This is a genomic window from Vibrio sp. LB10LO1 (assembly GCF_010092875.1).
GTDB lineage: Bacteria > Pseudomonadota > Gammaproteobacteria > Enterobacterales > Vibrionaceae > Vibrio > Vibrio campbellii.
In genome coordinates, this window is record NZ_JAADJW010000007.1 from 52,729 (window position 1) to 74,057 (window position 21,329).

Below are 21,329 nucleotides of genomic sequence, written 5' to 3' on the forward strand. Positions count from 1 at the left end.
CCTTTTCTGTTTTTGTTTTGTGTAATGCATCAAGCATCTTACCTATATCGGAGAAATGATTCTAATCGTCTGAATAAAGCTGTGAATCCACGGAGACAAAGTGAGTCACTTTGCCCCGTGAGATAGACAGTCCTCAGTTTATCGCTGATTGGTGTTAGCTCAGTTCAACGCAGCGAGACACACCCGACTCCGCGGCAAAATCTTGGTCATGACTGATAAGAATAAAACCGCCTCGGTAAGCATTTAATGCCTGAGCGAGCATGATTTTCGAAACTAGGTCGAGATGATTATCCGGCTCATCCAAGAGCAATAAAGGCTGAGTTGGTTGATGACTGACAATCAACATCGCGAGCTTCATTTTCTCACCGCCGCTTAATACATTCCCCAAACGAAAGACACTGTCTCTACGAAAGCCAATACCTGCTAGTAATGTTCTGGCATCGTTCTCTTTCATCCCCTCACAATGTTGCGTCAGGTTTTCCAACATGGAGAGTTCAGGTTGTATCGCACCAAAGTGCTGGTCGAGGTAATAAAGCGGCGTATTGACTTGCTGCTCACCACTTTGCAATGAGAACTCGCCCAACAGGGTTTTCAGTAAGGTCGATTTACCGCATCCATTTTTGCCCAGCAAATGTACCTTATCATCCGCATGAACTTGCGCAGTAATAGGTTGAGCCGTCCCAAATAGCAACACGGCTTCTAATAACGATACGACTTTTCGTGAGCGACTTTGACTGTCTGCCAAATACAGTTTTTGCCCTTTGATTTGCTCTTTACGCGCTCGTAAGCTTTGCTCTTTCTCTTGTAGATGCGCTTGGCGAAGTTGCTCATTCTTATTGCGACTGGCAGCTCGGGCTGTGGCTTTGTCTTTCATTCCATCAAGTAAGATCTTTGGCTGACTGCCATCCTTTCTCAACTTGTTACCTTGAGCCGCTCTTTGTTCTGCTTTCTCTCGATTGCGTTGAGCTTGTTCTTCCAAGTGTTTCTTTTGCTTTTCTACGCTGGCTAATTGGCGTTCCACCGCTTGCAGTTCTGTTCGCTTTTGCTCCGCATACACATCGTAATTGCCACCAAACACCTGCAAGCCTAAGCCGGATAGCTCCCAAATTTCTTCCATCTCGCGCAGCAATTCTCGGTCATGACTGATGAGCAAAATCGCGCCTGAGAAACTTCGCATCGAATGAATCAACCACTGCTTGGCGTGTTTATCGAGGTGGTTAGACGGTTCATCAAGGATCAGCAATTCCACTTCGCTGTCGAACAACTGCCACAGTTGCAAACGCGTTAACTGTCCGCCACTCAATTGTGAGCAAGGGAAGTCTGGCTGTGGCGGTAAGCCCATATCTGTAAGCTGCTTAGCAAGTTGAATCGGCAAATCCCATTGTTCGCCCACCTCCTCAAACAAATGCTCAGAGCAACCGCCCATTTCAATCTGCTTGATAGCACTCAGTACTTTGTCCTTTGCTAAAAACTGGGCAATCGAAAGGTCGCCACCTAACAAGTGCGATGGTTGCTGACGATATACTGCAAATGACGTTGGTAAGGTGACCGTACCGCTGGTCGGGGTTTGCTCACCGCTGAGTATTGATGCAAGCACCGATTTTCCGACACCGTTGCGTCCGACTAACCCAACACGACGTTTGGTCATAGAACATGAGATTTGCTGAAACAGTGTTTCGCCGTTACCAAATTGATGACTGATATTGTAAGCCTGTAAAACTGGCATAATTTGCCTCCTGTATGACAGGGACAACAGCCGTAGCTTGAGATAAATCTAGAGATGAGATCGATGCAAATACACGCGTGCATAGAAGCGCTTCAAACAGAAAAATGGTAATTGCAAAGAAATATCAGAAAGTGAGCTACGCCTACTAACCCTGTAAATCCAAAAAATAAAATGAGAGTTGGATGACAGGTTTAGTTGTTCATGTTGGCGTAATCTCCTAAAGAAGTGATGGGCAAAGTCTAAAGGTTTTCTTGTATAAAAAGCAAGCGACTTCTGTCACGAGCGAGAGCTAAGAAAAACGAATTCAAACACAGGAAGTGAACTAAATTCTATCGCTCGCCGTAAGAGCCAGAGAGTGACACACCAAGGGAAACGGCTATGAATCTTTTGATTGAATCAGTCGAGGGTGGTATCTACCTCGCTTACAACGTAGAAAACCAGACAAGATCACTGATATTAAATGAAAACAAAAGCCCGCTAACGTTCGCGAGCCTTTGTGAAGCAAGGGATCATTTTCGTAGCAGCAGCTACTCATCAGCAAAGCTGGTTCACCTCAATGCTTCAGATGAAATGTGCGGCGAGAAAATACGCTGTGATATGCCTTTAGAGATTGAATTGAGCTGGTACTGATACCGGCTCTTTTTTTATTTTTATCAATGCCTTCCACTTGCTCTGCTGATGATAATTTGCCAAAACTTTTTTGAGCAATTTCGGGATCTTAGCAACACATTTTTTCGCCAAGACATACTATGCTATTAGTAACGTATTCCACAAAAGGGCATGGTTATGAAATACAAACATATCCTAGTCGCACTGGAACTGTCTGATGAGAGTACTGTGTTGATTGACCGCGCTGTATCTATGGCGAGTTATCTCGGCTCCGAGATATCATTTATCCACATCGACGGTACTCATGGTGAGATTTATCGTGAGCTTGTTGATATCAAAGCGGACCCAGATCAAAGGCCGTTGAATGAGCACTCTATGGAGTGTTTGAGATCCTTCAGCGATTACATGGAGCAACCGTTGAAGCACTTCTTTGTCGGCACCGGTGACTTGGCAGACAAGTTAGAAGTGACCATAAAAGAACAAGAAGTCGACCTACTGATTTGTGGTCACCACCAAGATTTCTGGAGCAAGATCATTTCTTACTCAAGACATTTGATCAACAAGTCTCCGGTTGATATTTTGGTTGTGCCTATCCACGACTAGGCTGAACAGACAGCGGAAAGTAACGACGCGAGAGATAGCCAAAAGATAATCGGAAGCCGCCTGTGATGGCGGCTTTTTTGTGTTCTTTTATTAGTTACTGAAAACGCGATCGAAATAACTAAGCGGAGCTACCTTAGTATTGGCTCTGCGCTGCCATTTGCTGTTGTTCGCCACTAGCCACTTTTGCTCCGAGTTAGCCAAAATCGCTTGGCTCACCTTAGCTTCTCGTAACTCATGTTCCATCGCGAATGGCTGAGTATCAATCGTTGTGCTGCCAAGGTTGATCATGTCGGAATGCGACTGCGCGATTTCGGTCACGCCTGCACAACCAATAATGCCAATATCCGCCGAAAACTGGCCATAAAACTGCTCTGCAGAGCCATCTACCACGTCGCGATCGTTAGTACGAATACGCCCACCGGGAATCCAAGTTTCAATATTCTCAAAGTGAGAAAGAATGTGTGCCGCTTCGAAGTTATTCGTCACCACACGAAGCTCGCTGTGGTTCGCCAAACGCTCGGCAATCAACGCGATAGTCGTGCCGATACCCAGAAATAAAGTCGAACCGTTCGGGATGGCTTCGACCACTTCATCGGCGATGGTCTGCTTTTCTTGTTGATTGGTGACTTGGCGAGAGGCATAACTGCGATTGGTTAAGGTAGCAGGCAATCCGACACCACCATGATGGCGTCGGGTCAGTCCTAATTGGCAAAGCTGGTTGATGTCACGTCGAATGGTTTGCGTCGTGACTTCAAAACGTTGAGCAAGCTCTTCTATCGAACAATATTCTTGCTGATGAACCAGTTCAATGATGCTCTGCTGGCGGACATTTAGGTTATTCATTCAGTGCGGGTTCTCGTTTGGCTGAAGGCACTTCTACTTTATAACGTTGCGGAATGTCGGTAATCATCATATCCACTCCCCACTGCCAATGTGCTTCAACTAATTGGGGAAAGTTCGGTGTATAGCAAAACAGCTGGTAGCCAAACTGCTTGATCTGCTTCGCTTGTGACTCAGTCAAGAAGCGGTAATCACAATGCACACTGTAAGCATCGATGTGTTGCACCACGATAGAAAAATCGTCTGGAATCTCTTGCCATAACTGCCCTCTTCTCACTTCTGGCAGGTAATTTCTCATCGTCATCAAGGCTTCGGTGTTAAAGCTAGAAAAGAGAATGGCATCCGCCTCGACGTCCAAACGCTCAATGACCTGTGCAACCTTTTCGCACAGCAGATCAATTTCATCGCCTGAGTAGATCTTCAATTCAATATTGAGCTTCACACCCGCTCTCGCAGTGAGCTCAAGCGTCTCTTCTAAACTAGGAATATGTTCACCTGCGAAGTCATCGCCAAACCATAAACCAGCGTCCAACAATCTTAACTCGTGCCAAGTCAGCTCTTTGACTTTGCCTCGGCCGTTAGTACAGCGGTTTACGGTGTTGTCATGAATAACCACAGGAATGTTGTCAGCACTGAGCTGAACGTCGATTTCAATCCATTCGCAACCGAATTCAATGGCGCGTTGGATTGCCGATAAGGTGTTTTCTGGAGCCAAACTGGATAAGCCACGGTGTGCCGTTATTGTCATTTTTTATTCCGTCTTTTTCATTTGTTTTCAAATGAACTATCTCAGTCCTCAATGACGATTTGATTACAAAATCGTGACGAAAATAATGCTCAAATAAGTTCATTTTTCTGTAACTAGAACGTCATTTGGCTCATTTAATGTTCATTTGAATTTTTTGAAGCGGATTCATTATCAAAGTGAACATCCGCAAGGAATCAACCTGTTCAAATCATCTATGAAAAGGAATCATTATGGCTATGAAACACCTCGCCGGACTTGCCGTTGCAGCGGCATTCATTAGCACGCAAGCACAAGCAAAAACTGAGGTTGAGTGGTGGCATGCAATGGGTGGCGCGCTAGGTAAAAAGGTCAACGAAATTGCAGCAGACTTTAACGCAAGCCAATCAGAATACGAGATCAAGCCAGTTTACAAAGGCAGTTACGCAGAAACCATGACAAGTGCTATCGCTGCGTTTCGTGCAAAAGAACAACCTGCAATCGTGCAAGTGTTCGAAGTCGGTACAGCCACCATGATGGGTGCAGAAAAAGCGATTTATCCAGTTTACCAATTGATGAACGACACCAAAGAGCCGTTCAGTCCAGATGATTACCTTGCGGCAGTAACGGGTTACTACACCACCAACGACGGCAACATGCTTTCACTGCCATTTAACAGCTCTACACCAGTGCTTTACTACAACAAAAATATGTTTGAGAAAGCAGGCATCACAAACCCGCCTAAAACGTGGAAAGAGATGGAAGAAGTGTCTCGCAAACTACTGGCGTCCGGCGCAAAGTGTGGTTTCAGCACAACATGGCAATCATGGACGCAGATCGAGAACTTCGGTGCGCGTAACAACGTTCCTGTGGCCAATAACAACAACGGCTTTACTGGCCTAAACACAGAATTCAAGTTCAATGATTCGGCCTTCGTTCGACACATTGACCAAATGGGCAAGTGGTCGAAAGAAGGCATCTTCAAGTACGGCGGTCGCCAATCTGATGGTATGCCACTGTTCTACACCCAAGAGTGTGCAATGACCATGGGTTCTTCCGCTGGTCTGGCTGGCATCCAAGAGAACATGAAAGACGTTGATATCGGCGTAGCGCAACTGCCTTACGATTCTGAGTTGGTAGCGAAGCCACAAAACACCATCATCGGTGGCGCATCACTTTGGGTTCTTCGTGGCCATTCAAACGAGGAATACAAAGGCGTAGCGAAGTTCTTCTCTTACCTTTCTAGTGCAGAAGTTCAAGCAGATTGGCACCAGTTCACGGGTTACCTACCAATCACTAAAGCGGCTTACGATCTAACGAAAGAGCAAGGCTTCTACGCTAAGAACCCAGGCACAGATACAGCCGTTCTGCAAATGACCTCGACAGAGCCTACAGAAAACTCGAAAGGCATTCGCTTCGGTAACTTCCTGCAAACACGTGACATCATCAATGAAGAGTTGGAAGCAGTGTGGGCAGGCAAAGCAACGGCGCAAGCTGCGCTAAACAATGCGGTTCGTCGCGGTGACGAGCAATTACGTCGCTTTGAGCGCACGCAGAAGTAACGAAGATTCATAACGAACAATAGTGCGCTGAGTCTTATTCACATAACCACTCAGATACGCACTCTCCCCGCCCACTTTGGGTGGGGAATTCGTTCACACACCTTGCCTGTTTTACTTTGGTATTTGTATGTCCTCACCTGTTGTTTTTAAACACAAATGGCTTCCGGTTGCGTTGATTGCACCTCAGTTGTTGATCACCTTGGTGTTCTTCATCTGGCCGGCAGGACAAGCCATTTTCCAATCTTCACAACTTGAAGATGCTTTCGGTATGAGCCGTGAGTTTGTGGGTTTGGAGAACTTTGAAAAGCTCTTCCATGATCCACTGTACCTAGATTCGTTAATGACCACGCTGCAATTTAGCATCAGCGTTGCGGTGCTCGCGTTGGTCAGTGCGCTTATCCTTTCCGCTTTTGCCGAGCAAATCATCCGCGGTGCAACCATGTACCGCACATTCTTGATTTGGCCTTATGCGGTCGCTCCGGTTGTCGCGGGTTCGCTGTGGTTATTCCTATTCGACCCAACCATCGGTGTGATGACTGAGTTATTGCATCTGTTTGGTGTAGACTGGAACCCAACGCTCAATGGCACCCATGCAATGTGGATGGTGATCATCACCTCGACTTGGAAGCAAATCAGCTACAACTTCCTGTTCTTCCTTGCGGCGCTTCAATCGGTACCCAAGTCTCTGCACGAAGCCGCTGCTATTGATGGTAGCGGTCCGATCAAACGCTTTATCACCATTAGCTTCCCGCTGATTTCTCCAACCAGCTTTTTCTTGTTGGTCGTGAACTTTGTTTATGCGTTCTTTGATACGTTCGCCATCATTCACGCGATGACACAAGGCGGCCCGAGTAACAGTACCTCGACCTTGGTTTACAAAGTCTATAACGATGGCTTTATCGGACTGGATTTAGGTTCATCGGCCGCGCAGTCGGTGATCCTGATGATCTTGGTTGCTTCCCTGACTGTGATTCAATTTAAGTATGTTGAGAAGAAGGTGGCGTACTGATGGTAGAAAGAAGACCGTTTTTCAATCTGTTTTGCCATGTCATTTTGATTCTTGGCATCATTTCGATTGCGCTTCCGGTTTGGATTGCAATCGTAGCAACGACCCATGAGAACAGCGCATTCGCTACTGGCACTCCACTTTGGTTTGGAGATTTGGGTTTTAGCGTATTTACTGACTTGTTGAGTAACGACACTCAGTACAACAACAATACTTTGCCGATTGGCAGTATGCTTCTGAACTCTTTCATTATGGCGATGTGCATTACCATCGGTAAGTTGAGCATTTCCATCATGTCTGCCTATGCAGTGGTGTTCTTTCGTTTTCCGGGACGAATGCTGGCGTTCTGGATGATCTTCTTCACGCTGATGTTACCCGTTGAAGTTCGCATCATGCCGACGTTTGAGGTGATTACAAACCTCAACATGCTCAACTCATTTTACGGCTTAACCATTCCGCTGATTGCCAGTGCGACAGCGACTTTCTTGTTCCGTCAGTTCTTCTTAACGGTACCGAATGAGTTAGTGGAAGCAGCACGAATTGATGGCGCAGGACCGATTAAGTTCTTCTTCGATATCTTGTTGCCTCTGTCGCGTACCAACATCGCGGCACTGTTCGTCATCACTTTCATTTACGGCTGGAACCAATATTTGTGGCCACTGCTGATCACCACTGATGTGCAGTACTACACCATCGTGATGGGCATTAAACAGATGCTCGGAGTGGTTGATGGTGTGATCGAATGGAACAAAATTATGGCCACCACCATTATCGCCATGTTGCCACCCGTGATTGTGGTAATTGCAATGCAAAAAGCCTTTGTTAAAGGTCTGGTAGATTCGGAGAAATAAATGTCCACGTTAACTCTTTCAAATATCGCTAAATGTTATCCGAACGGCTATCAGGCGATCCAAAAACTCAATCTTGATATCTGCGACGGTGAAATGGTCGTGCTCGTTGGCCCAAGTGGCTGTGGTAAATCCACCCTACTTCGCATGATTGCGGGCCTAGAAGAAATCAGCTCTGGTGAGCTCAAAATCGACACCACAATCGTCAATGACCTAGAACCTGGCGAGCGCGACATTGCCATGGTTTTCCAGAACTACGCCCTGTACCCACACATGACGGTGTACAACAACATGGCTTATGGTCTGCGCAACCGCAAAACACCGAAAGCGGAAATCGAACGATTGGTTCACGAAGCAGCAAAGATGCTGGAGTTGGATCATCTACTCGACCGTAAACCGGGACAGCTTTCTGGCGGACAACGTCAACGTGTCGCGATGGGACGCGCAATTGTGCGTGAACCAAAGGTGTTCTTGTTTGACGAGCCTCTGTCTAACCTAGACGCCAAACTGCGTGTTCAAATGCGTTTGGAAATTAAGAAGCTGCAACGTCGCCTTGGTACCACGTCAGTTTACGTTACTCACGACCAAGTGGAAGCAATGACGCTTGCAGACAAGCTTGTTGTCTTGAACAAAGGCAATGTCGAACAAGTTGGTACACCGCTAGAGATTTACGATAACCCTGCTTCTCTGTTCGTCGCGACCTTTATTGGCTCACCATCCATGAACATCTTAGATGGCAATGTTAGCGTTGACGGTATCACTATCGGTGACGCGCTGCTTCCTGCATCCACGACAAACTTGGATTTAGGGGAAGTGAAGCTAGGTCTTCGCCCGGAGCATTTACAAATCAGCCAAGATAACCCATGGTTGCAAGTAGAAGTCGAATTGATTGAATCGCTTGGTGCTGACTTGCTGCTTTACTGCCGCACAGAAGGCGGTGATTCACAAAAACTGGTTGTTCGTGTTGAGGGACATACGCCAATTCAAATTGGCGATAAACTTGGTCTGGATATCAAACCAAAGCATGTTCACCTTTTTGATGCCAACACAGAAAAACGCATCGAGTGTACACTGGCCCCAGCGGAATCATTGCAAGACGGCAGTGACGAAACCCAAGCAATAAATCCTCAAGTAAACAATCAAGGAGTGGTGAATGCCTAACCCGTTATCAGAGCTCAACTTGGAGAGCCTGAAACAGATCGAATGGCTGCTGACCGACGTGGACGACACGTTGACTTGGCAAGGTAAACTGCCACCAGAGACATTAGTTGCGCTAGCCGAGCTAGAGCGTGTGGGCGTAAAAGTGGTCGCAGTCACAGGCGCCTGCGCTGGTTGGTGTGACCAAATGGCAAAGATGTGGTCACTGCATGGTGTAATTGGTGAAAATGGCGCGTTTTGGATGAGAAAAGACGCGACAGGATTCAACACCACCTTTGCCCGTCCGGCAGAAGTGATGCGCAAAGAACAGTATGCATTGCAAGAAAGCATTGCGGGCATTTTGGCAGAGTATCCTGATGTCGACTTCAGCCACGATCAGAGCTTTCGCTACTGCGACGTGGCGGTGAACATCGCACAAGATAGAGCGCCGGTTCCTCCTTCTACAACAATGGAAATCCTCAATCGCATCGTGAATTTGAATGTGGAATCTCACCCCGTCAATGCAACATTGAGTTCAATTCACATCAATGCGTGGGTGGGCAATCATAGTAAGCGCACTAGTGGTGAAGCCTACATTAGGCAGTTCAATAATGGCGAGTTGCCGAGCTTAGGGCACATCACATATGTGGGTGATTCATTGAATGATGAAGGCATGTTTGAATGGTTGCCAACAACCTTTGGCGTGAACAACATTCGCCCTTTACTGGCGAAACTGAACCATCAACCAAGCTTTTTGACTGAGGAAAATGGTGGCTTTGGGTTTGCACAGTTAGCAAATCTTATCGTCAAAGCGAAAAGACAGTAACAAGCTAAAGAAGACGCTAAATAACTAAAAAAAGACACTCAATCCAAATATCACCATGGAGGGGGGAAATATATTCGGATTGAGTGCAAAGAAGGAGTAAAGACTGCGGCGGATTGCACGAGAAAATCAAACTCTCAATCTTTATTAAGCACTCCAACGAGAAAAATAATATCGCTTTTTGATGTATTTATAATTAGCAGTTATGAACTTTATTCACCGTAAGTGCTTAAAAAACTTCCATATCTAAATACCTCTCAAGCCCTTGCTATACCTAGTATTTATTCATGTTAAACGAGTCTCGATGCTCAGAATGGCCAAGTCCGCAACAAAAATTGCTTGTTGTCCTCACTAATTATTTTTGTTTGTCGCATCCAGAAGCAGCCCATATTATCCGCAACACAAGGGATAACCTTCCTTGAGCTCTTTAACAATCAAATGCCGTACTTCCTCATCTGGCCACTTTCCTACTCATGTAAAAATTCCCTTTTGATTCTCATTTTCTAATTTTTACAACCACTGAGCAGAGCATTTAACGCTGTGTTCAACATTACAGTCTATTCATGTAGGAAATCATCGTGGATAAATATCAAGCTGCATACGCTAAGCGTCTAGAAAAACTGAAGTGCAATCGTTCACCAAAAGCTATTGCACGTATTTCGGCGTGGGATGCATTTTTTAACAAAGAATACGAGATGCAAGATCTAGAGTCTCAAATGGCAGACTCAGCACGTCATCACTATGAGCAATCTGACGTTAAAAATGAAATCAGCTTTGGTTCATTCAAACGCGCATTCTATAAAGAATCGATCGTGATTTATGACCTAACCGATGGCGCTTCAATTCAGAAAGTATTCACACCGCTACTTGTGCTAACAACAGCATGGGTACTGTTTGTGTGTTTTACCCAGTAATTGAAGAACCCGAATTCATTAAGCAATAGAAAAACGATTGGTAGAGAGTTTAAGGATGAAAGGAAGAAACATTGCGGCATTTGCCATTGTGGTGGCAGCATTTGCGTTTGGTTATGGCTTTAAATCCTACCAAGAAGCAAATGGTGTCATTTACCCAACCTTTAAGAAGGAGTTTAATCTCTAATGCCTAAGATTACCCTTCTGCTACTCGCAACGACTGTCGCCATGGGCGTTACCGGCGCTGCATTCTGTGTTGGCATTACGTATGCGTTTACACAGCTGCCAATCGAACAGATTCTATCGAGCTTATAAAAAAAGTAGAGCATTTCGGTGCTCTACTTTTTTGCTATTCGAGACTCAATATCTGAGTGTAGAAACGAAAAGCGCAATCAAAATTCTCTGTTCATCTTCTGTAAGCAAGCAAACAAAATCGCCTGATGATCCGGGTCGATATTACGCGTTAAGTCTTGCACCAAATCTAAATGCAGCTGATTGTGATGACGGTGAATCTCCTCACCAGCAGGAGTGAGCTTCACTACAATTGCGCGGCGATCTTCTGGATGCGGACAACGCTCAATAAGCTCCGCTTTTACCAGTTTCTCAATTTGAACCGTTAACGTGCCTGTTGTAATACCGAGCTTCTCCGCCAGTTCTTTCATACGCAACGCACCATGCCCACCTAACACTTCAATCGTGTGGATTTGAGCCAGTGAATAACCCGTGCCTTTTACTACAGATTGCTCCCAAGAAGACATTTTGTCATAGAACTCGGTAAGCGTTTGATTCAGCTTTTCTAATTCGCGCATCACTCAGTCGTTTGAACTTCCAAAGTTAGGTGGTGAATCTTATCAAATTTACTCAATAATTGCTTAAATTCATCCAGCGTTTTGTCACTGTGATTTTTTAGCGCAATTGCCGCAGAGTAATGGTGACCACTCACCTTCCAGATGTGTAAATCAACAATCTCAGCATAAGGTGCAAGCGTCTCTGTAATCTCATCTCGGTAAGACTTGTTGATGCTCTCATCCAACAACACTGGCGCTGTTTGCTTCATTAAACCCAAAGTCCATTTACCAATCACAACGGCACCAACGATCCCCATCATGGCATCCAACCAAATCCAACCGTAAAACTTACCGACAATCAACGCGACAATCGCCAACAGAGACGTCAACGTATCCGCCAGTACGTGGAAATACGCTGCGGTTAAGTTGTGGTCGTGATGATGTTCGTGATCGTGTCCGTGGTGATCATGATGGTCATGCCCATGATGATGGTGATCTTGCAGAAGCAGCATGCTTGCAAGGTTTACCACTAAACCAATCACCGCCACCATAATGGCTTCGTTAAACTGAATGCTTTCTGGGTTGAAGAGACGATGAATCGACTCGACCATCATCATCAATGCCACAATCCCTAACGCAATCGCACTGGTAAAACCGCCGAGCACACTCACCTTACCCGTACCAAATGAGAAGCGGTCATTATGGGCGTTTTGTTTCGCGTAGCGGTAAGCAAACAAGGTGATACAAAATGCCGCTGCGTGTGTCCCCATATGCCAACCATCTGCTAGCAATGCCATTGAGCCAAACATGGTTCCGGCAGCAATCTCCACCACCATGGTGGTCACGGTTAGGATCAATACGTAGAGCGTGCGTTTTTCACCCTTCTGGTTATGAGAAACGAAATCATGTGAGTGTTGCGATACAGCCATTGAGACACTTACCTTCCAATTTTAGTTTGATTATCAAATTATTTGATTTTAATTTAATTTGACAATCAAACAATGTCAATATGGAAAGTCAACATCACCAAAAGATCATGATCGTGGTGTTAATGAAGAATAGGAATAGGAAAAAAACGCAGAGGGAGATGAGAAAGAAACACGGGCATTAATGAGGATAATGCCCGCTGTTATTAGCCTTAAACCAATTCACAAGACAGAAGCTGTGCCTCAAATTGCTCATCGATGCTGTCTGCAATCAGTTCAATTCGGCTTTCCGCGCAGTCATCCAACTCCACTTCCTGTAGCCCATCAGGCGTTAGGTTGTAGCCATAAATGCCATCGCCAGTAATAAACACCGCTTTCATGCGCTCCACTTCCAGCTCGACCAGAAGAGGGATCAACTTCCGGCGATCGAACACTTTCTCTGGTGAAAAACGCCAGCCGACACTCTGGAAACCTTCGCCTGAATTGGTCGCTTTGAGCATGCCAGTCTCAGGCATTGGCATATCTGAAGCCAACGGCTTGTCACTTACGTGATGATGGTGATGGTGCGGCGGATGCTCATGAATGGTGGTCTCACCTTCAAATTCGGCAAACGGAATCACACCATGCTGAGCAAAAGCCACCTTTGTATTCGGGCGCCCAACTTCCGCCACGTAAGCTTCTAGCTTCTGGGTATCACCCTCTTGATACAGATCGAGCTTGTTACCCACCACTGTATCGGCAATCGCAATCTGTTGGTTGAACGTGTCATGCTGTGTATAGCGCACATCCGCAAGCTTACGCGCGTCGACCAAAGTGATGTTCTTTTGTAGCGAAAGCACTTGGCGATAGTGATCTGTCGACAACACTTGCAACACTTCTTTCGGGTGACCAAGCCCAGTGGGCTCAATCAGCAGACGATCTGGCTTCGCTTCATTAAGCAGTTGGTTTAAGGCGATTTGCATTGGCAACCCCGCCGCGCAGCACATGCAGCCGCCGGGTACTTCACGAATAAACACTTGCTGCTGTTCGCTTTGCTGCCCCTGAACTAAGCTGCCATCAACGCCAATTTCACCAAACTCATTCACTAATACCGCCCAGCGCTCGTTCTCTGGCTTGTTCGCCATCAAATTCAAAATCGCAGAGGTCTTTCCTACGCCCAGAAACCCAGTAATGATGTTAGTAGGAACACCAAGTATGGGTTGGTTGTCAGAGCTCATTGGCAATTCTCCTGTAGCCTTGCACCAGCTCGTGGTTTGCCGAAACCACAGACTCTGAAAACGCCGAGTACTCAGGTGGCACTTTCGAGATGCTGTTCAAATCAAAGTCGGCGCCGATATTGCTCATCGGCGGAACATGGAAGTTCTCTGGCAAATCTAGTCCGTCCACCACACAGTTATGGCGAATCACACAACCCTTCCCAATCACAGCATTAAACACCACCGAGTTAAAACCGATGAACACATCATCACTGACTTCACATGGGCCATGAATAATAGAACGGTGCGCAATCGACGAACGCTCTCCAATAGTCACGGCAGCACCTGCTTTTGAGTGGATGACAACACCATCTTGAATGTTGGTATCGCGCTTGATGACGATGGCTTCCATGTCGCCTTGCTCGTTCACTTCATCGGCACGAATCACCGCGTAAGGACCAATAAAAACGTTATCTTCAATGATCACTTTGCCACAGATGATCGCCGTCGGATCGATGAACGCCGTTTCCGATACTTCCGGCATGTGACCAGTAGGATTTCTTCTTAACATATTGATTTCTCTTTATTCGGTGCCTCAAAGACACTCAAGCTACGACAACTATACTTCTACAAATAAAGCCCAAAGAAAGCGGATAAATGTAAGCTTTCGAAAATAAACTGAGCTTTCAAATAATCTAAGTTTTTGAAAAACGTGAATCCTAGCGATCAAATACCAATCGCATGGCGTGTGCAGCCTGCTCATTCACTTGTTGGTTGGCATACACTAGGCCGCCATTGACCCATGTATTCTTAATTTGAGCCGAGAACTGATGGCCAGCAAATGGCGACCAACCACAATGGTACAAACTGTTCTCGTTCGTCACTGGCGTTGGTGCTGCGGCATCAACAAGAACCAAATCAGCAAAGTAGCCTTCACGGATAAAACCGCGCTCATGAACGCCATAACGAATCGCTGGGTTGTGAGCCGTTTTCTCTACCACTTGCTCCATCGTCATGTACCCGCGAGCAACTTGATCAAACAAAGACAGCAGTGCGTGCTGCACCAAAGGTAAGCCCGCTGGCGCTTGCTCATAAGGCACCTGTTTTTCTTCCCATGTGTGAGGTGCGTGATCAGTGGCGATAATGTCAATTTGGCCAGTACTCAGCGCTTTTAGAATGGCTTCGCGGTCACTTGGGTATTTCACCGCTGGGTTACATTTGATTTGGTTACCACGCTCTGCGTAGTCTTCATTGCTAAACCACAGGTGATGAACGCATACTTCAGCGGTAATGTTTTTGTTCTCGATAGAACCAGCCTCAAACAGTGCCAACTCTTTTGCTGTTGTGATGTGCAGAACATGCAACTGACTGTTGTGCTTCTTGGCCAGCTCTACCGCATAAGAGGAAGACGCATAACACGCTTCGTCATCACGCAGTAACGGATGATCTTCAATGGTGAATGCCGACTTCTCTTTAAGTAGTCGCTGTTTGTTTTGCGTAATCACAGGCCCACTCTCACAGTGCGTCACAATCAACACTGGTGAATCACGGAAAATTTCATCTAAGGCTTGAGGCGCTTCGACCAACAAATCGCCCGTAGAGGCACCCATAAACACTTTCACGCCGCAGTACTTCTTCGGATCAAGCAGTTTGATTTGCTCAAGGTTGTCTTCGGTCGCACCAAGGTAGAAAGAGTAGTTCGCGAGGGAGCTCTGCTCGGCAATAGAGAATTTACGTTCTAGCGCCTCAATGGTGGTCGTTGCAGGGCTAACGTTCGGCATTTCCATATAGCTTGTAATACCGCCGGCAACCGCTGCCCGGGATTCTGTCGCTATCGAACCTTTGTGCGTCAACCCCGGCTCACGAAAGTGCACTTGGTCATCAATCATACCGGGAATCAAATAGCACCCTTTCGCATCAATCACCGTATCTTCCGGTTTCGCCGCGATGTTGGCTGAGATAGTGTCAATTCGCTGACCGACAATTCGTAAATCGGTCTCGGTAATGGTTCCTTCGTTGACGACAAGGGAGTTTTTAATCAGTGTTGCAGGCATAGCGGTTCAGAACTCCTTGCTGATAATGCTAGTAGTGGGAAGGGATAAACGTCATTGAGTGGTGATGAATACGCAGATAGAGGACATTCAAAAACAACTATATTTACTTGGATTTCGCGCAGTCATCACAAACACAATTGATCTCTAATTGAGGGCTGACAACGGTGAAACCTTCTTCTTTTGCATGGGATTGCAGACCGTGAATCAAGGTTGGATCGATGGCTTGCTCGCTGATTTTGTTGCATTTGGAACAGATGAGAAATTGAGGAACGCCGTGTTCGTGCTCGCAGAGGATATGGGAGCAGACGATGTATTTATTGGAAACTTTAAGCTTGTGGGCTAAATGCTCGCCTTCAAGAAAATCCAAGATCCGATAAACTGACATCGCCTGAATATTCTTATCGAAGTGAGCTTTGCAATAATCCACGAGCTCATAAGCAGAAAGCGCTTTATCGGCATGAACCAGCGCTTGCAACACCAGTTTCCTCTGAGAAGTTAACTGCTTTCCTTGAGCTCTAAAGCTGACCTCTACATGCTTAATAATGGCGTCAATATCGCTCATTCTCCCCCCCACACAAGACACACGCTACCGTTTAATTTTTCAACAATTGTTATGTTATAACATAAATCAAAGATTCATCAAGGTGACGATCAAGCGAACACAACTTGGGTATGGGCATTAGATCCGTTACTCTAATTAACTCGTATCCCAAATCAAAATAATCAAAACGGATGGCTAGGATGGAACAAGTTGGCTCTCGAGCGCTGATTGTAGAAGGCGGCGCGATGCGCGGGGTATTCTCCTGCGGCATACTCGATCACTTTATGGAACAAGACTTCTCCCCTTTTGACAGTTTTTGGGGCGTCTCGGCAGGCGCTAGTAACTTAGCGGCTTACCTTGCAAAAATGCCGGGCAGAAACCTCAAGATCTACCTCGATTACAGCTTACGCAAAGAGTTTATCTCCCCCACGCAACTCGTGCGCGGTGGCGATATGATGGATTTAGATTGGATGTGGGACGTCACGCTCAAAGAATTAGGCATTGATCGAGCCGTGCTTTCTGCCGATCCTCGACCGTTCTTTTTAGGCGTCACACGACAAGACAACGGACAACCAGAATACCTAACACCTTCCGTAGAAATGTTGGCGGAGACCATGAAAGCCAGTAGCGCGTTACCAATTATGTACCGCAATGGTGTGCCATTAGATGGCGTAAGGTACGTAGACGGTGGTGTAGCGGATGCCATTCCTGTTGCTGAAGCCATCAAACGCGGCGCGACAAAAATCATGGTACTACGGAGTCAACCGGCCAGTTATCGCAAATCCAAACCTAAGTTTGAAAAGCTCACTTCTCGTTTACTGAAAGATCATCCAGCATTGATCGAGCCAATGCTTACGCGTCATGTCCGATACAACCAGAGTTTGGAATTAATAAACAATCCACCAGCAGGCGTTGAGATCATTCAAATCTGCCCACCAGAAGGCTTTAAGTTAAAGCGTTTAAGCCGATCCCCTGAGCCTTTGCGTGAAGCTTATGAACTGGGTGTGGAATATGGTCAGCACGCCATCGAACGCTGGGAACAAAGCTAAACGCTTGCCCAACCCAAAAAGCGAGCTTCACTCAATCACCGATTCTCGGTCATAAAACCTGAACAACAAAAAAAGCCACACCATGTCGGTGTGGCTGATGCAAATTCGATGGCAGTGGATATCGTCTTTGCTTGCGTATAAGCCCAATTAACGGGCTCCAAATCACTTCGAGTTTTCCTCTCGTACTCAAACCTAGAGCATCATTTTCAAGACTCGGTACTAGCTATCAGGCATTAAACGCCTTAGTAGGTTTCAAACACGCCAGAATTGTAGTCTTGAATCGCTTGTTCAACCTCGTCGATGCTGTTCATCACAAACGGGCCATAATGAACGACAGGTTCATTAATCGGTTCGCCAATAAAGAGCAACACTCCACTGGTTTCATTGGCTTGTAGCGCCACCCATTCTCCTTGAGAAAGCAATGCCATCTCGCCTTGCGTGACAACACGTTCACCCGCTTTGATGCTGCCTTTGTAAACATAGGCCATCATATTATGATGTTTAGGCGTCATAAGATTGAGCGCGGCGCCTGAATGAGCTCGCCAATCGGCAACCGTCACCGGCACACCCGTTCGGCTCAATGGGCCTTGAATTACCTCATCACCAATGTTCAATTCACCAGAGATAACACGGACTAAACCATGAGCCTCTGCACGATGCTCGGTAATGGTTTCCGGCTGGAAATCGTGATACTGCGCCGGAGACATCTTGTCTCGCGCTGGTTGGTTAATCCAAATTTGGAAACCATGTAGTTCACCGTCTTCCATGATTGGCATTTCACTGTGAATCACACCACGGCCTGCCGCCATCCATTGCGCGCCGCCGGAACGGAGCTCACCAACGTTGTTCATGTGATCACGATGCTGGAAGTGCCCAGTCAGCATATAGGTCAGTGTTTCAATACCACGATGTGGATGAGGAGGAAAACCGCCAACATAGTCTGCTCGTTGGTCTGATTTCAATTCATCCACCATCAAGAATGGTGAAAAGCTCTTATTGTTGAATCCGGCTACGCGACGAATTTTCACTCCATCCCCATCTGCTGTTGCGTGCGATGGAATGATCTGACGAATCTCTCTCACTGTACTCATAATATTGCCTCCCTTATTGGTATGGATTCATTGTAGGAAGACGGATAAAAATCATGAGGGGATGAAATTGTTCCACTCCATCAGTTTTTTCGAACGAAAAAAATGAAAAATAAATGTAGCTATTTTTTAAACACACTGTATAGTGGCGGCTGGCTCTAGAAAAGAGCTGTTAATGCTACATTTAGTTTAAGTTCCCTCTCAGTAACACCCTGAACTCTCGGTTCAGACTCCTGCGTAAAACTTCCTCTTGATTGCACATTCAATAGCTTAAAAAAGATCCACCACAATTCGTATATTATTGTTTAATTTCAGAGGTTTTTATGTCTGGTAAAGTAACTGGTTCAGTAAAATGGTTCAACGAAACTAAAGGTTTTGGTTTCCTAACTCAAGACAACGGCGGCCAAGATGTATTCGTACACTTCAACGCTATCGTTGCTGACGGTTTCAAAACTTTGACTGAAGGTCAGAAAGTAAGCTTCAATGTAGAAGATGGTAAAAAAGGTCCTCAAGCGACTGAAGTTACTCCTCTATAAGATAGCTTTTCTTGGTGCAGCATTTCCTCGCTGCACCAAACTCTCTCCCCCTTCAAAAATTCCTCACACTTAACAACCCGCAAGTATTCTTGCTCGGTTTTCTGCTGCCTAAAATAAATGGGCTGCGGACACGATATCTATCGTTGGAATGTTATATCTATCAAATACGATAGCCATCGTTGGTATTTCACTTACTTAAAATTAGGAAAAATTATGTCTAAAAGAACAGGTCGCCAAAGACACTGGTACCAATTATTGAATAAAGAAAAGATCACTAAAAAACAGGAGAATAAATGATAGAGATTGAATTCCGTTTAAAACAACCCGACATCTCTTGGAACGCCAAAATTCATCAACTTAACAGTGATATTTTGAGGCGCCATATATTGCCAAAACTCCAATCCGCTTGCTATCTCATTGATTTTAAATACTGTGAGAAAACCTACTCTGGTGACATTCTGTGTGACTCAGGTTCAAAGCTAGGAAGTTTTATTATTAAATAAATCAATTTTCGTGCATTAATGAATGATGCGGAAATTTAGGAAGAAATTCCCAAGGTGAAAAACATGGCAAACAAAAGCAAGAAGCAGATTGAGCAAGAAAAGAAAGAGTCCGAACAAAACGCAGCTGCGATTAAACAAAGAACGCGCCGCCGAATTGAGGACATCATGGAGCAAAGAGAATTTGATAAAATGTTCGAGCTGTAATTACATTTCCTTCCAATTCCTTTTCTTTACTCCTCTCAATCTAAAGTATCGATGTGCAAGGTATCGCCACCCCACTTCTCAGTTCACAATGAGCAACGCACAATAAACTCGATATGACTCTAAATGTTTCTCGCGTGATGATATTCAGTTTTAGCCACTGAACGTTCGAAAATCAGCAAGGTGTGTGCTGACAACGAAACCATCATGCGATGAAATCACTGCAACGTTATTTATCCCTTATCCCTTATCCCTTATCCCTTATCCCTTATCCCTTATCCCTTATCCCTTATCCCTTATCCCTTATCCCTTATCCCTTAGATAGTACAATTTCATCAACGACTCTGGTCAACCTTCAATTTTTGCGTATAATCGCGCCGTTTGCTTCGTATAACCCCAATGATATGGTTTGGGGGTCTCTACCAGCTCCCGCAAAGTGCTGATTACGAAGAGTTGAGATCACTGTGGATCTTACTCTTTGTAATAGCGTTCGATTTTTCTCAATCTATACCTATCCTTAGAGTAATTGCATCCACAACAACCATAAGAAAAAGTGGGAGTTTATTATGAACGCATTTATTCAAGGTCTTCCAAAGGTAGAGTTACACTTACATATCGAAGGTTCGCTAGAGCCAGAGCTGTTGTTCGAACTGGCACAACGCAACAATATCGACATTCCTTACGAGTCACCACAGGAACTGCGCAAAGCATACGAGTTCGAAGATTTGCAGTCTTTCCTAGATATCTATTATCAAGGCGCCAACGCGCTGCGTACGGAACAAGATTTCTATGATTTGACGTGGGCATACCTAGAGCGCTGCAAAGCCGACAACGTTATCCATACTGAGATCTTCTTTGACCCACAGACCCATACCGATCGCGGCATTGAGTTTGAGACGGTCATCAATGGTATTCACCGTGCTATGCAAGATGGTAACGAACAGCTAGGTATAACGTCTCAAATCATTGCGTGCTTCTTACGTCATCTATCGGAAGAGAGCGCGATTGAAACGCTGCAATCAATCATCAAGCATCAAGACAAAATCATCGGTGTCGGTTTGGATTCTTCAGAGCTTGGTCACCCACCAGAGAAGTTCAAACGTGCTTTCCAACAAGCCAAAGACGCTGGCTTATTGACCGTTGCACACGCTGGTGAAGAAGGCCCGGCACAAAACATTGTCGACTCTGTCGAGATGCTCAGTGTCAGCCGTGTTGACCATGGAGTTCGCTGCGTTGAGGATGAATCATTAATGGATGCCCTGATCGAAAGCAAAATGCCCCTGACGGTTTGCCCATTATCGAACATTAAGCTGTGTGTATTTGATGAAATGGAACAGCACAACATTGTCGACTTGTTGCGTAAAGGCGTAGCGGTGACGATTAACTCGGACGACCCTGCGTACTTTGGTGGTTACATGACGGATAACTTCATGGCGGTCAGTAATGCTCACCCAATGACAAAGTCAGAACTCGCTCAGTTCACGAACAATGCGATTAACGCGAGCTTCATTAGCGAGGCGCTGAAAGCCAAATACCGTGCTCAAGTCGCTGATTACTTAGCAAATCACTGATTGATAAACAAGTCACTGATTGATAAGTGAAGTGGCATAGTAAACTAGGGCTGGTTATCAGCCCTTTTTCTCTCCCGTAGAGCATGA

General features: G+C 45.7%; 25 protein-coding genes and 1 riboswitch. Of the genes, 15 read left to right on the plus strand and 10 right to left on the minus strand.

Features of this window, described 5'->3' with window-relative positions; genetic code table 11:
• Positions 1-154: 154 nt before the first annotated feature.
• Positions 155-1,726 carry an ATP-binding cassette domain-containing protein gene (locus tag GXP65_RS06895; protein ID WP_162092364.1) on the minus strand — a complete coding sequence of 524 codons (1,572 nt, stop codon included), beginning with the start codon at positions 1,724-1,726 and terminating at the stop codon, positions 155-157.
• Positions 1,727-2,104: 378 nt separating this feature from the next.
• On the opposite strand from GXP65_RS06895, the gene GXP65_RS06900 reads away from it, so the two are divergent.
• Together GXP65_RS06900 and GXP65_RS06905 are read left to right on the plus strand one after the other, a co-directional pair.
• Positions 2,105-2,356 carry a DUF6482 family protein gene (locus GXP65_RS06900; RefSeq protein ID WP_038889725.1) on the plus strand — a complete coding sequence of 84 codons (252 nt, stop codon included), beginning with the start codon at positions 2,105-2,107 and terminating at the stop codon, positions 2,354-2,356.
• 156 nt (positions 2,357-2,512) lie between these two features.
• Positions 2,513-2,938, plus strand: a complete 426-nt coding sequence (locus GXP65_RS06905) for a universal stress protein (RefSeq protein WP_005426405.1) — start codon at positions 2,513-2,515, stop codon at positions 2,936-2,938.
• Between the two features lie 90 nt (positions 2,939-3,028).
• Here the strand turns inward: GXP65_RS06905 and GXP65_RS06910 are convergent, their stop codons facing one another.
• Both GXP65_RS06910 and GXP65_RS06915 read right to left on the minus strand, forming a co-directional pair.
• A complete protein-coding gene (locus GXP65_RS06910) occupies positions 3,029-3,781 on the minus strand; it encodes a DeoR/GlpR family DNA-binding transcription regulator (protein WP_162092365.1) in 753 nt (250 codons plus the stop codon).
• Positions 3,774-4,526 carry a glycerophosphoryl diester phosphodiesterase gene (locus GXP65_RS06915; protein ID WP_162092366.1) on the minus strand — a complete coding sequence of 251 codons (753 nt, stop codon included), beginning with the start codon at positions 4,524-4,526 and terminating at the stop codon, positions 3,774-3,776. The genes GXP65_RS06910 and GXP65_RS06915 overlap by 8 nt, the downstream gene beginning before the upstream one ends.
• 230 nt (positions 4,527-4,756) lie before the next feature.
• Here GXP65_RS06915 and ugpB point away from each other — a divergent pair, with 230 nt between their 5' ends.
• The 8 genes from ugpB (at position 4,757) to GXP65_RS25405 (ending at position 11,104) form a co-directional block, all read left to right on the plus strand.
• Positions 4,757-6,064 (plus strand): sn-glycerol-3-phosphate ABC transporter substrate-binding protein UgpB, encoded by a 1,308-nt coding sequence (ugpB, locus tag GXP65_RS06920; protein WP_162092367.1) that lies wholly within the window; start codon positions 4,757-4,759, stop codon positions 6,062-6,064.
• A 127-nt stretch (positions 6,065-6,191) separates the two neighbouring features.
• Positions 6,192-7,073, plus strand: coding sequence for a sn-glycerol-3-phosphate ABC transporter permease UgpA (gene ugpA, locus GXP65_RS06925; protein ID WP_038889730.1), 882 nt, complete (start codon positions 6,192-6,194; stop codon positions 7,071-7,073).
• Positions 7,073-7,921: a sn-glycerol-3-phosphate ABC transporter permease UgpE gene (gene ugpE, locus GXP65_RS06930; RefSeq protein ID WP_005426342.1), complete on the plus strand. Its 849-nt coding sequence runs from the start codon at positions 7,073-7,075 to the stop codon at positions 7,919-7,921. The genes ugpA and ugpE overlap by 1 nt, the downstream gene beginning before the upstream one ends.
• Positions 7,922-9,079, plus strand: coding sequence for a sn-glycerol-3-phosphate import ATP-binding protein UgpC (locus GXP65_RS06935; RefSeq protein ID WP_162092368.1), 1,158 nt, complete (start codon positions 7,922-7,924; stop codon positions 9,077-9,079).
• On the plus strand, positions 9,072-9,881 hold the full coding sequence (locus GXP65_RS06940) for an HAD-IIB family hydrolase (protein WP_045380095.1): 810 nt from the start codon (positions 9,072-9,074) through the stop codon (positions 9,879-9,881). The genes GXP65_RS06935 and GXP65_RS06940 overlap by 8 nt, the downstream gene beginning before the upstream one ends.
• Positions 9,882-10,456: 575 nt before the next feature.
• Complete coding sequence (locus GXP65_RS06945) at positions 10,457-10,792, plus strand: hypothetical protein (RefSeq protein ID WP_005426383.1); 336 nt, start codon at positions 10,457-10,459, stop codon at positions 10,790-10,792.
• A 55-nt stretch (positions 10,793-10,847) separates the two neighbouring features.
• Positions 10,848-10,976, plus strand: coding sequence for a hypothetical protein (locus GXP65_RS25400; RefSeq protein ID WP_005426337.1), 129 nt, complete (start codon positions 10,848-10,850; stop codon positions 10,974-10,976).
• Entirely contained in the window at positions 10,976-11,104 is a 129-nt protein-coding gene (locus tag GXP65_RS25405; protein WP_005426395.1) for a hypothetical protein, read from the plus strand. The genes GXP65_RS25400 and GXP65_RS25405 overlap by 1 nt, the downstream gene beginning before the upstream one ends.
• 77 nt (positions 11,105-11,181) lie before the next feature.
• Here GXP65_RS25405 and GXP65_RS06950 read toward each other — a convergent pair whose 3' ends face one another.
• The 6 genes from GXP65_RS06950 to GXP65_RS06975 form a co-directional block, all read right to left on the minus strand.
• On the minus strand, positions 11,182-11,598 hold the full coding sequence (locus GXP65_RS06950; RefSeq protein ID WP_012129855.1) for a MarR family transcriptional regulator: 417 nt from the start codon (positions 11,596-11,598) through the stop codon (positions 11,182-11,184).
• Positions 11,598-12,506: a CDF family Co(II)/Ni(II) efflux transporter DmeF gene (gene dmeF, locus GXP65_RS06955; protein ID WP_045419060.1), complete on the minus strand. Its 909-nt coding sequence runs from the start codon at positions 12,504-12,506 to the stop codon at positions 11,598-11,600. The genes GXP65_RS06950 and dmeF overlap by 1 nt, the downstream gene beginning before the upstream one ends.
• 209 nt (positions 12,507-12,715) lie before the next feature.
• Positions 12,716-13,720, minus strand: a complete 1,005-nt coding sequence (locus tag GXP65_RS06960) for a GTP-binding protein (protein ID WP_162092369.1) — start codon at positions 13,718-13,720, stop codon at positions 12,716-12,718.
• The gene (locus GXP65_RS06965) at positions 13,710-14,270 is read right to left on the minus strand and encodes a carbonate dehydratase (protein WP_162092370.1); all 561 of its coding nucleotides are present in this window, start codon (positions 14,268-14,270) and stop codon (positions 13,710-13,712) included. The genes GXP65_RS06960 and GXP65_RS06965 overlap by 11 nt, the downstream gene beginning before the upstream one ends.
• Before the next feature lie 148 nt (positions 14,271-14,418).
• Positions 14,419-15,753, minus strand: coding sequence for a dihydroorotase (locus GXP65_RS06970; RefSeq protein WP_162092371.1), 1,335 nt, complete (start codon positions 15,751-15,753; stop codon positions 14,419-14,421).
• Positions 15,754-15,856: 103 nt separating this feature from the next.
• Complete coding sequence (locus GXP65_RS06975) at positions 15,857-16,315, minus strand: transcriptional repressor (RefSeq protein WP_038889736.1); 459 nt, start codon at positions 16,313-16,315, stop codon at positions 15,857-15,859.
• Positions 16,316-16,494: 179 nt separating this feature from the next.
• Here GXP65_RS06975 and GXP65_RS06980 point away from each other — a divergent pair, with 179 nt between their 5' ends.
• Positions 16,495-17,343: a patatin family protein gene (locus GXP65_RS06980; RefSeq protein WP_005531894.1), complete on the plus strand. Its 849-nt coding sequence runs from the start codon at positions 16,495-16,497 to the stop codon at positions 17,341-17,343.
• Positions 17,344-17,585: 242 nt separating this feature from the next.
• Here GXP65_RS06980 and GXP65_RS06985 read toward each other — a convergent pair whose 3' ends face one another.
• Positions 17,586-18,434: a pirin family protein gene (locus tag GXP65_RS06985; protein WP_162092372.1), complete on the minus strand. Its 849-nt coding sequence runs from the start codon at positions 18,432-18,434 to the stop codon at positions 17,586-17,588.
• A 320-nt stretch (positions 18,435-18,754) separates the two neighbouring features.
• Between GXP65_RS06985 and GXP65_RS06990 the strand changes: the two genes are divergently transcribed.
• From GXP65_RS06990 to GXP65_RS07005, 4 genes are all read left to right on the plus strand, one after another.
• Positions 18,755-18,967: a cold-shock protein gene (locus GXP65_RS06990; protein WP_005426339.1), complete on the plus strand. Its 213-nt coding sequence runs from the start codon at positions 18,755-18,757 to the stop codon at positions 18,965-18,967.
• A 293-nt stretch (positions 18,968-19,260) separates the two neighbouring features.
• On the plus strand, positions 19,261-19,470 hold the full coding sequence (locus GXP65_RS25220) for a hypothetical protein (RefSeq protein ID WP_005452681.1): 210 nt from the start codon (positions 19,261-19,263) through the stop codon (positions 19,468-19,470).
• A gap of 63 nt (positions 19,471-19,533) precedes the next feature.
• Positions 19,534-19,674: a hypothetical protein gene (locus tag GXP65_RS07000; protein ID WP_005426350.1), complete on the plus strand. Its 141-nt coding sequence runs from the start codon at positions 19,534-19,536 to the stop codon at positions 19,672-19,674.
• A 363-nt stretch (positions 19,675-20,037) separates the two neighbouring features.
• A riboswitch (purine riboswitch) is annotated at positions 20,038-20,137 on the plus strand.
• 100 nt (positions 20,138-20,237) lie between these two features.
• Entirely contained in the window at positions 20,238-21,242 is a 1,005-nt protein-coding gene (locus GXP65_RS07005) for an adenosine deaminase (protein ID WP_162092373.1), read from the plus strand.
• Positions 21,243-21,329 lie beyond the last annotated feature (87 nt).

Excerpts from the sequence above, each read along its gene's own strand:
- ugpA (WP_038889730.1), top strand. The coding sequence starts at position 6,192 with ATGTCCTCACCTGTTGTTTTTAAACACAAATGGCTTCCGGTTGCGTTG.
- GXP65_RS06940 (WP_045380095.1), top strand. The coding sequence starts at position 9,072 with ATGCCTAACCCGTTATCAGAGCTCAACTTGGAGAGCCTGAAACAGATC.
- GXP65_RS06935 (WP_162092368.1), top strand. The coding sequence starts at position 7,922 with ATGTCCACGTTAACTCTTTCAAATATCGCTAAATGTTATCCGAACGGC.
- GXP65_RS06900 (WP_038889725.1), top strand. The coding sequence starts at position 2,105 with ATGAATCTTTTGATTGAATCAGTCGAGGGTGGTATCTACCTCGCTTAC.
- GXP65_RS25220 (WP_005452681.1), top strand. The coding sequence starts at position 19,261 with ATGATAGAGATTGAATTCCGTTTAAAACAACCCGACATCTCTTGGAAC.
- GXP65_RS06915 (WP_162092366.1), bottom strand. The coding sequence starts at position 4,526 with ATGACAATAACGGCACACCGTGGCTTATCCAGTTTGGCTCCAGAAAAC.
- GXP65_RS06990 (WP_005426339.1), top strand. The coding sequence starts at position 18,755 with ATGTCTGGTAAAGTAACTGGTTCAGTAAAATGGTTCAACGAAACTAAA.
- GXP65_RS06910 (WP_162092365.1), bottom strand. The coding sequence starts at position 3,781 with ATGAATAACCTAAATGTCCGCCAGCAGAGCATCATTGAACTGGTTCAT.
- GXP65_RS07000 (WP_005426350.1), top strand. The coding sequence starts at position 19,534 with ATGGCAAACAAAAGCAAGAAGCAGATTGAGCAAGAAAAGAAAGAGTCC.
- GXP65_RS06985 (WP_162092372.1), bottom strand. The coding sequence starts at position 18,434 with ATGAGTACAGTGAGAGAGATTCGTCAGATCATTCCATCGCACGCAACA.
- ugpB (WP_162092367.1), top strand. The coding sequence starts at position 4,757 with ATGGCTATGAAACACCTCGCCGGACTTGCCGTTGCAGCGGCATTCATT.
- GXP65_RS06980 (WP_005531894.1), top strand. The coding sequence starts at position 16,495 with ATGGAACAAGTTGGCTCTCGAGCGCTGATTGTAGAAGGCGGCGCGATG.
- GXP65_RS06975 (WP_038889736.1), bottom strand. The coding sequence starts at position 16,315 with ATGAGCGATATTGACGCCATTATTAAGCATGTAGAGGTCAGCTTTAGA.
- GXP65_RS06895 (WP_162092364.1), bottom strand. The coding sequence starts at position 1,726 with ATGCCAGTTTTACAGGCTTACAATATCAGTCATCAATTTGGTAACGGC.
- GXP65_RS25400 (WP_005426337.1), top strand. The coding sequence starts at position 10,848 with ATGAAAGGAAGAAACATTGCGGCATTTGCCATTGTGGTGGCAGCATTT.
- GXP65_RS06970 (WP_162092371.1), bottom strand. The coding sequence starts at position 15,753 with ATGCCTGCAACACTGATTAAAAACTCCCTTGTCGTCAACGAAGGAACC.
- GXP65_RS25405 (WP_005426395.1), top strand. The coding sequence starts at position 10,976 with ATGCCTAAGATTACCCTTCTGCTACTCGCAACGACTGTCGCCATGGGC.
- GXP65_RS07005 (WP_162092373.1), top strand. The coding sequence starts at position 20,238 with ATGAACGCATTTATTCAAGGTCTTCCAAAGGTAGAGTTACACTTACAT.
- dmeF (WP_045419060.1), bottom strand. The coding sequence starts at position 12,506 with ATGGCTGTATCGCAACACTCACATGATTTCGTTTCTCATAACCAGAAG.
- GXP65_RS06965 (WP_162092370.1), bottom strand. The coding sequence starts at position 14,270 with ATGTTAAGAAGAAATCCTACTGGTCACATGCCGGAAGTATCGGAAACG.
- GXP65_RS06905 (WP_005426405.1), top strand. The coding sequence starts at position 2,513 with ATGAAATACAAACATATCCTAGTCGCACTGGAACTGTCTGATGAGAGT.
- GXP65_RS06960 (WP_162092369.1), bottom strand. The coding sequence starts at position 13,720 with ATGAGCTCTGACAACCAACCCATACTTGGTGTTCCTACTAACATCATT.
- ugpE (WP_005426342.1), top strand. The coding sequence starts at position 7,073 with ATGGTAGAAAGAAGACCGTTTTTCAATCTGTTTTGCCATGTCATTTTG.
- GXP65_RS06950 (WP_012129855.1), bottom strand. The coding sequence starts at position 11,598 with ATGCGCGAATTAGAAAAGCTGAATCAAACGCTTACCGAGTTCTATGAC.